This window comes from Acidovorax sp. KPB24-03 (assembly GCF_057546605.1).
This window is the reverse complement of record NZ_BAAJYR010000024.1, coordinates 22,082-29,928: the sequence shown is the minus strand read 5'-3', so window position 1 is coordinate 29,928 and position 7,847 is coordinate 22,082. Positions and strand designations below refer to the sequence as shown.

Sequence of the window (7,847 nt, the reverse complement as noted above, 5' to 3'; positions counted from 1 at the left end):
AGTCCGGGCGGGCGGGGCCGATGCCGGGGACGGGGGGCGCGGCCCGCGTCGCGCCACCAACTGAGGACCTCCACCCGCCTGAAACGGCCCGTGGGCGGCCCGCACGGCCATCGCCCGCGGCCCTTTTCCGCCCACGTGGATTTCCTCGTACACCACGGCCAGGCCGGGCTGTGGCTCCGACAGGCCCTGCAGGTCCCGCACATGGAAGAACACATCCACGCCCGTATCGCCGCTGCGCAGAAAGCCGAATCCGCGCGTGGCGTCCCAGCGCAGCACCGTGCCTTGCTTTTGCATCGTTCAGTCCAGCGTGTGCAGGGGGATGTCCTCTCCCGTGGCCAGCCCGTCGAGCGTGGCGCGCGTCTGCCCCTGCAAGAACGCTGCGATCGCGGCATGGGTGCCGGGCGCCCGGGGATCGGCCTCTGGCGGCAACCCTGCCGCCCGGGCCAGGCGCGCGAAGAAATGCGGCTCCAGTGCCGCCACCGCCACCCGCCCGTCGACGCACGAATAGACCCGGTAGCCCGCATGCGCGCCGCCCACATCGCCATCCGGCAGGGTCAGGCCCCAGTCGCGTGGCTGGGCCAGCCACTCGGCGGCGTCCGACAGGGCCACGTCGATGCACGTGCCCTGGCCGGACGCGGCGCGCGCCAGTTGCACCTGCAGCACGGCCTCGCTGGTCATGAGGGCGCCGCCCATGTCGGCATACAGCGTGGGCGGCAGCGTGGTGCCGGTGACCAGCCCTGCATCGGCGAGGTAGGTGAGATCGTGCCCCGGCTCTTCCGCGCGGCTGCCCGGCGCGCCCACGATGCGCACCATCGACAGCCGGGGGTGGCGCGCGTGCAGCGCGTCCCAGCCCAGCCCGAGCTTGGCCAGCGCCGACGGCCGAAACGAGGTGATGAGCACATCGGTGCGCGCCAGTTCCGCCTGCAGCACGGCCTGGCCCGCATCCGTCTTGAGGTGGGCGTGCACCACGCGGACCTGGGCATGCATCGCCGCGTAGGCGGGCGGGCTGTACATCGCCATCGGGTCCGCGCTGGAATGGCCGTCGGGCGGTGGCGGCTCCAGCTTCGTGCATTCGGCGCCCAGGCGCTGGCAGCGCAGCAGGGCGGCGGGGCCGGGCAGGTTCAGCGCCAGGCTCAGGAGCCGGACGCCACGCAGAGGCAGCAGGGAAGGTGCAGTCATGGGCGGAAGGCGAGGTGAATGGAAAGCGCGGCGCGGGGTGGAACAATGCATGGCCCAGGCCGGCCGTGGAACGTGGCGAACCGGCCGGAACTTCGGCCCACCGTGCCGCTCCGTCCCCGCGGTTATACAGAATCCAATCCCATCGCAAGGTCAAACCGGCGCTGCTTCAGATGGGTTGCCGGGGTATTCGTGTTGCTCTCAACGTCTGCAGACGAGCACACGCGGCCGCGTCGGAGTTACACCTTGTTCTAACGCAAACTTCCGTGACTCTAATATACGGTTTATAAGTGATCGACACATTCGCTGAGTCCTACGTAATTTTCAGCCTGCACCGATAGTCGGAAAGCCTCGATTCGAGGTGCTGTCACTCCTATTTTTTCAGTCTAGCTGGCGCAGTTATCAACAGAGGCATCTGTTGCATATTAAAATATTAACCACAAAGCCACGAAAGTCCATCGATTCCATATATTTTTGCATTTTTTTGGGCACGGAATTCATTTTGACCCCAATCTCGTGGTCGAAATTTGATACCCACGCTGAAGTGGGTATTCCATTAATGGAAATTGAGTTAATCCTGTCTATGTAGCAGCGATTGTTTTGAAGAACGACCACAGGCATTTGTATCCAAATTCCAGTACATCCCCCTTTTAATATGAATGCCTGCGGCCGCTGAAAAACCTCTGTTACTTCGCCTAGAGCAGTTAAATTAGGAAATTTGAATATTCCATTTGCTTTTGCCTGTAGGACCATATTATGCGCAATTAATTCTGCAATTGCGGTTGCAATAGCTTCTATGTATGCCGCGGCTTTTTGGATTAACGGAGGGGACCAAATTTCCTGTGTAATCAAATTTCCATGGGCAGCTTCATTGCGGCGCTCAACGAAATCCTTCAAAAATTTTTCGGCGTCCTGTTCCGCAGTTTGCCGGCTTTGATTAACCAAATAAAATGAATCGATCCACTGTGCTGAATCAGGTATTTCAAGGATCGTTAATATTGATGTTAAATCGCCAAGTTTTAAGTTTGGTGCCTTGGAGAAAATTGCGTCTGTTCCTATGAGGGCCGTCCTCTTTTGCCTTTGTAGTTCTAGAAGACCAGCAACCAGAACCTCTCTATTTATAGATGCAAATCGATTTTCAGTTGATCTTCGGAGTATCTCTGCTACACCAATCTCATACGCATCCAGTAATTTTGATGCTTTACAAAATAGATTCAAGTTGTTGGTTCTCACGTAGTCTAGCCACTTCTTGCACACCTGGATAACAAAAGTTTCGTAGGTGGCATAAAGCCTCAGCAATGCTGCACAATAGTCATATTGCTTCCAATAAACAGTATCAACATCGGCAATAATGGTTGGCGGTGCGTAAGGGGGAGGTGCATTCTGGCTGGCTCTCACCGTTTCGTTAGTCGCAACAATAGTGCGTATCCCTGAAATTTGCTCCTGCAAAGAACGCAGTGTTTCAAATGGCATTATGTCAATGCCAGAAGATTGGAAACTAGGGTTATGCGACCAGCCACGTCCTTCTTGGTATTGCCGCGGCCGGTGAGAGTGCCGTCTTTATCGGCATTGAAAAGCTCCTTGATTCCGTTAATGATATTAGCTGCGTTTGCAATGAGATGCTTTTTTTTTGCCTATATTATGATGTATGCCCACGAGGACAGCGTCAGCAAGAGCTTTTTTGGGGCGCAGTTCCCCAACTTTGTTTGCGTGGGTCATATGCCCTAAAAAGCTTTTTCGCCAAAAATAGCATATGCCGTCTCTAGGGCTTCGCAATACTCGCATCTCAATTGAGCAATGTCGTCTTCGGAAAAGTTTTTTTGACAACAGCATATATAAATCCAAAAAACCTTGCATTCCTCTTTGATAGTTTTCAAAATTTCGGAGTGCAAAAAATCTTAAAATTACCTCGATGTCTTCCATTTTTTTGTAAAAATTAGATTCTGAAAGATAATCTGGGGTTGATTTTTCCTCGGTGGCTGAATATTCCGGTAAGCCCCAGGCTATTCGGTGGGGTTTTAGGCGGGAAAGTTCAAGTAGCGCCGTATTAAAAGGGCCGGCGTAGAGCGCATTTCGAATCTCTTGAGGGCTAAGGTCAACACCGCCGGTGTTAATTCTTTCAAAAACTAACTGTTTGAGCAACATCGCGTCCTCATCCGAATCTGTGGACTCCTGAAGTACTGAAACCCAACTGATAGAGCGTCGATCTATACCGTCTTTAATTGCGGGCGGGAGTTTGCTATATGTTCTTCCATTAAGTTCAGGCCATCTCTCCAAGCCGGCTAATTTAAGCTCATTTGAATAAAAAAGCTTTAATTGCCGATATGCGTTGTTGCCCGTCCATTACTTCGTGAACGTTTGCTCTAATTTCGTACACAAACAGCGGCGGAATTGGGATGTTAACTAGGATTGATTCGATTAGCCTAGATTGGGCAACCGCTGACCAACGAAGTCGCCGCTGGTAGAACGGGCGTGTATTCATATAGTCTGGCTTTTGTAATGCTTGATAAAAATTTGGTAATTTTTCGCGATTCGTCTCGGTGACAATTTTTTCGGTTTTCTGTTGGTATTTCTGCTCGATCTGCTCATCAGTAAGGATTGGCGGCTTGAGCTTTCTGCCCTTAGACCACATTTCTTTTTCAATAGCTAAAACCATTTTTGCCTTTATGTAAATTTAATAAGGTGTTTGTTTCGGCGCTTTAGTCAGTGTGTGTACATCTCGAAGGCGATGGTCCGATGCATTAGATAATAGCCACGAAAGCGTCCATCTGTGCGACAGGTGCTGCTTAAAGCCCAGAGGCACGCGCTGAACGGGCAACTTTGCGAGCGCGGCGTGCTCATCGTGGGCAGCGGGCAACATCGTCCACGAGGCGCACAACGGGCGGTTAAGTTCGACATCGTGGTGCATGACCAAATCAAGCAGGGCGAGCTGGACGCGCTGCAGCACTTTCAGCGGCTGGGCCAGGTCGCGCAGCAGGCCCACCCCAGCCACGAGCACTACCTGCCTCTCCTGTATGCCGCCGCCGCGGCCGAGGCGCGCGAAATGCCGCGCTTCTTCAACACCGGCTACCAGTCGGCCTCCATCTCGATGCGGTCGGTGCTGTGGGGTTGATTGCTATATTATTTATAGCGGTATGCCCTAGAAGATATTGTGCTGGCGGCCTGAAACACCCTTAATAAAAAACCGCCCGAAGGCGGTTTTTTTATTGGCGGCCGGGGCAGGGGGTCACACCACCTTGGCGATCGACTGGCAGACGTAGTCGATGTTCTTGCTGTTGAGCGCGGCCACGCACATGCGGCCGGTGTCGGTGCCGTACACGCCGAACTCGCTGCGCAGGCGCACCATCTGGTCCTTGGACAGGCCGGAGTAGCTGAACATGCCGATTTGCTGCGTGATGAACGACATGTCCTGCTTCACGCCGGCCGCCTTCAGGCCGTCGACCAGCTTCTGGCGCATGGCCTTGATGCGCACGCGCATCTCGCCCAGTTCCTTTTCCCACAGCGCGCGCAGCTCGGGGTTGCCCAACACGGCCGCCACCACCGCGCCACCGTGGATGGGCGGGTTGGAGTAGTTGGTGCGGATGGCGATCTTGAGCTGGCTCAGCACGCGGCCGGCTTCTTCCTTGTCGGCGCACAGCACCGACAGGCCGCCCACGCGCTCGCCGTACAGGCTGAAGCTCTTGCTGAACGAGGTGGACACGAAGAAATTCAGGCCGGCGGCGACGAACTTGCCGATCACCGCGCCGTCTTCGGCGATGCCGTGGCCGAAGCCCTGGTAGGCCATGTCCAGGAAAGGCGTCAGGCCCTTGGCCTTGACCACCGCGATCACCTGGTCCCACTGCTCAGGCGTGATGTCGTAGCCGGTGGGGTTGTGGCAGCAGGCATGCAGCACGACGATGGTGCCGGCCGCGGCCGCGTTCAGGCTGGCGAGCATGCCGTCGAAGTTGACGCCGCGCTTGGCCGCGTCGTAGTAGGCGTAGGTATCGACCGTGAAGCCGGCGTTGGTGAACAGCGCGCGGTGGTTTTCCCAGCTGGGGTCGGAAATCAGCACCTTCGCATCGGGGCTGACCTTCTTCAGGAAGTCGGCGCCGATCTTGAGGCCGCCCGTGCCGCCGATGGCCTGCACCGTGGCCACGCGGCCGGAGGTGACGGGCTCGCTGTCCGCGCCGAACACCAGGGCCTTGACCGCATTGTCATAGGCCACGATGCCGTCGATGGGCAGGTAGCCGCGGGCGGCGGGCTTTTCCATCATGGCCTTTTCGGCGGCCTGGACACATTGCAGCAGGGGCAGCTTGCCGTTGTCGTCGAAATACACACCCACGCCCAGATTGACCTTGTGGGGGTTGGTGTCCGCGTTGTATTGCTCATTCAGACCCAGGATCGGGTCGCGGGGGGCCATTTCGACGGCGGTGAACAGAGACATTGAATAGTCCTTGGAGGTTGGAAAACTGACGTTGCGCCCCAAGCTGCGATAGGCTTTCGGGTCAACCGCCGATTTTAGCGGCCCATGCAAGCGAGTCGCCCCCACACCATGCACCCAGTCATCACCGAACCCGTGACCGGCCAGTTCGTCAGCTTCGCGGACTCGCCGTTCGAGCTGTACCAGCCCTATCCCCCTGCGGGCGACCAGCCCGAGGCCATCGAAAAGCTCGTGGAAGGGGTCAGGGACGGCGAGGTCTTCCAGACCCTGCTGGGGGTGACCGGCTCCGGCAAGACGTTCACCATGGCCAACGTGATCGCGCGGATGGGGCGTCCAGCCATCGTTTTCGCGCCCAACAAGACCCTGGCTGCCCAGCTCTACAGCGAGTTCCGCGAGTTCTTCCCGAAGAACGCCGTGGAATATTTCGTGAGCTATTACGACTATTACCAGCCCGAAGCCTATGTGCCGCAGCGCGATCTCTTCATCGAGAAGGATTCCGCGATCAACGAGCACATCGAGCAGATGCGCCTGTCGTGCACCAAGAGCCTGATGGAGCGGCGCGATGTGGTGATCGTCGCCACCGTGTCGGCGATCTACGGCATCGGCGAGCCCGAAAGCTACCACCGCATGGTGATGACACTGCGCGTGGGCGACAAGCTCAGCCAGCGCGACGTGATCGGGCAGCTCATCCGCATGCAGTACCAGCGCAACGAGCAGGACTTCAGCCGCGGCAAGTTCCGCGTGCGCGGCGACACCATCGACGTGTTTCCGGCCGAGCACTCCGAGCTGGCGATCCGCATCGAGTTGTTCGACGACGAGATCGAAAGCCTGCAGCTGTTCGACCCGCTCACCGGCCGCGTCAAGCAGAAGATCCCGCGCTTCACGGTGTACCCGAGCAGCCATTACGTGACCCCGCGCGACAAGGTGCTGACGGCGGTGGAGACCATCAAGCTCGAACTGGCCGAGCGCCTGGGGCAGTTCGTGTCCGAAGGCAAGCTGGTGGAAGCGCAGCGCCTGGAGCAGCGCACCCGGTTCGACCTGGAAATGCTCAGCGAAGTGGGGCACTGCAAGGGCATCGAGAACTACACCCGCCACCTGTCGGGCGCTGCGCCGGGGGATCCGCCCAGCACCCTCACAGACTACCTGCCCAGCGATGCGCTCATGTTCCTGGACGAGAGCCACCAGATGATCGGCCAGCTCAACGCCATGTACAGCGGAGACCGCTCGCGCAAGACCACGCTGGTCGAGTACGGCTTCCGGCTGCCGTCCGCACTGGACAACCGCCCGCTCAAGTTCGAGGAATTCGAGACGCGCATGCGCCAGGTGATCTTCGTGTCTGCCACGCCGGCCGATTACGAAAAGACCCATTCCGGCCAGGTGGTGGACCAGGTGGTACGCCCCACCGGGCTGATCGATCCCGAGGTCGAAGTGCGCCCCGCCACCCATCAGGTGGACGACGTGCTGCAGGAGATTCGCATCCGCGTGGACAAGGCCGAGCGCGTGCTCATCACGACGCTGACCAAGCGGATGGCCGAGCAGTTGACCGACTACCTGAGCGACAACGGCGTGAAGGTGCGCTACCTGCACTCGGACATCGACACGGTCGAGCGCGTGGAAATCATCCGCGACCTGCGGCTGGGCGCCTTTGACGTGCTGGTGGGGATCAACCTGCTGCGCGAGGGGCTCGACATTCCCGAGGTCTCGCTGGTGGCGATCCTCGACGCCGACAAGGAAGGCTTCCTGCGGGCCGAGCGCAGCCTGATCCAGACCATCGGGCGCGCCGCGCGCAATCTGAACGGCAAGGCCATCCTGTACGCCGATCGGGTGACCGAGTCCATGAAAAAAGCCATGGGCGAAACGGAACGCCGGCGCATCAAGCAGATCGCACACAACGAGGAAAAGGGAATCACGCCCCGCAGCATCGTCAAGCAGGTGAGAGACCTGATCGATGGGGTGTACAGCGAGAAGGCTGGCAAGGACGCCGAAAGGCTGGAGCAGGAATCGATGCGCCGTGCCCAGGTGGAAGACATGTCCGAAAAGGATGTGGCCCGGGAAATCAAGCGGCTGGAAAAGCTCATGCTGGAGCATGCCCGCAACCTGGAGTTCGAACAGGCCGCCCGTGTGCGGGACCAGTTGGGCCAATTGAAATCGCAGGCGTTCGGGGCCTCCGGCGGTGACCAAGTGGCGCTGTAACGGCCAAGTTGGCGACGGTTGGGGAGGAAAGGTGACTGATGGGTTTTGTTACCCGACA

The 7,847-nt window shown here is 58.4% G+C and carries 6 protein-coding genes and 1 pseudogene; 2 read left to right on the top strand and 5 right to left on the bottom strand.

What is annotated here, in order from left to right:
* The 4 genes and pseudogenes from AC27KI_RS05920 to AC27KI_RS05905 form a co-directional block, all read right to left on the bottom strand.
* A partial coding sequence (locus AC27KI_RS05920; protein ID WP_487113014.1) for a cold-shock protein occupies window positions 1-294 on the bottom strand: 294 nt, incomplete at its 3' end.
* A 3-nt stretch (window positions 295-297) separates the two neighbouring features.
* A complete protein-coding gene (locus tag AC27KI_RS05915) occupies window positions 298-1,179 on the bottom strand; it encodes a CoA transferase (protein WP_487088851.1) in 882 nt (293 codons plus the stop codon).
* Window positions 1,180-1,578: 399 nt separating this feature from the next.
* Window positions 1,579-2,649 carry an MAE_28990/MAE_18760 family HEPN-like nuclease gene (locus AC27KI_RS05910; protein ID WP_487113012.1) on the bottom strand — a complete coding sequence of 357 codons (1,071 nt, stop codon included), beginning with the start codon at window positions 2,647-2,649 and terminating at the stop codon, window positions 1,579-1,581.
* A 126-nt stretch (window positions 2,650-2,775) separates the two neighbouring features.
* Window positions 2,776-3,658: pseudogene (locus tag AC27KI_RS05905) on the bottom strand (GmrSD restriction endonuclease domain-containing protein).
* 417 nt (window positions 3,659-4,075) lie between these two features.
* Between AC27KI_RS05905 and AC27KI_RS05900 the strand changes: the two are divergent.
* Window positions 4,076-4,288, top strand: a complete 213-nt coding sequence (locus AC27KI_RS05900) for a hypothetical protein (RefSeq protein WP_487113010.1) — start codon at window positions 4,076-4,078, stop codon at window positions 4,286-4,288.
* A 114-nt stretch (window positions 4,289-4,402) separates the two neighbouring features.
* Here the strand turns inward: AC27KI_RS05900 and AC27KI_RS05895 are convergent, their stop codons facing one another.
* Window positions 4,403-5,599, bottom strand: a complete 1,197-nt coding sequence (locus tag AC27KI_RS05895; protein WP_487113008.1) for an amino acid aminotransferase — start codon at window positions 5,597-5,599, stop codon at window positions 4,403-4,405.
* Between the two features lie 108 nt (window positions 5,600-5,707).
* Between AC27KI_RS05895 and uvrB the strand changes: the two genes are divergently transcribed.
* Window positions 5,708-7,789 carry an excinuclease ABC subunit UvrB gene (gene uvrB / locus AC27KI_RS05890; protein WP_487088850.1) on the top strand — a complete coding sequence of 694 codons (2,082 nt, stop codon included), beginning with the start codon at window positions 5,708-5,710 and terminating at the stop codon, window positions 7,787-7,789.
* Window positions 7,790-7,847: the final 58 nt, after the last annotated feature.

Bases quoted from the DNA above. Each gene is read 5' to 3' on its own strand.
- AC27KI_RS05915 (WP_487088851.1), bottom strand. From the start codon at position 1,179: ATGACTGCACCTTCCCTGCTGCCTCTGCGTGGCGTCCGGCTCCTGAGC.
- AC27KI_RS05910 (WP_487113012.1), bottom strand. From the start codon at position 2,649: ATGCCATTTGAAACACTGCGTTCTTTGCAGGAGCAAATTTCAGGGATA.
- AC27KI_RS05895 (WP_487113008.1), bottom strand. From the start codon at position 5,599: ATGTCTCTGTTCACCGCCGTCGAAATGGCCCCCCGCGACCCGATCCTG.
- uvrB (WP_487088850.1), top strand. From the start codon at position 5,708: ATGCACCCAGTCATCACCGAACCCGTGACCGGCCAGTTCGTCAGCTTC.